The sequence below is a fragment of the Terrabacter sp. 2RAF25 genome (genome assembly GCF_052115265.1).
In the GTDB taxonomy this organism is placed as follows: domain Bacteria; phylum Actinomycetota; class Actinomycetes; order Actinomycetales; family Dermatophilaceae; genus Terrabacter.
In genome coordinates this window covers 1-428 of the sequence record NZ_JBFRGJ010000058.1, presented here as the reverse complement: position 1 = coordinate 428, position 428 = coordinate 1, and the positions used below count along the sequence as shown (strand labels likewise).

Sequence of the window (428 nt, the reverse complement as noted above, 5' to 3'; positions counted from 1 at the left end):
TCCGCAAGGCGATCGAGGCCTCCATGCCGGCCGAGGGCGACACGCCCGTGGAAGCCGCGGGAAAGCGACATCGCCCGCGGAGGCGCCGGGCGAAGTGACCTTGGCGCAGCTTTACCGGAACTACATCGCGGCGGGGTTCCCGCCCGATGGGTTCTGGGCGCTGACGCCGCGCCTCTATGCGCTCCAGATGCACGCCGCCCTGGCGCGCATGAAGATCGAGATGGCCATGCGCAACCGCACCGCATGGAACACCGCGGCGCTGGTCGGCGCCGCCATGGTCGGGAAGCTGCCGCGCTACCACGAGTTCTTCCGCACGGAAGAGGCCGTGCAGCGTGGACCACAGAGCCCCGAGCAGCAGGATGCCGCCCTGCGCGTGCTCGCGGCTGCCTGGGGCGCGGCCACGAGCCTGCCGAAGGCTGAGCGTGAAG

General features: G+C 71.0%; 1 protein-coding gene. It reads left to right on the top strand.

The window, feature by feature from the left end:
- Positions 1–100 precede the first annotated feature (100 nt).
- Positions 101–428, top strand: a 328-nt coding sequence (locus AB4091_RS21930) for a hypothetical protein (RefSeq protein ID WP_442295041.1), incomplete at its 3' end; no start/stop codon positions are given.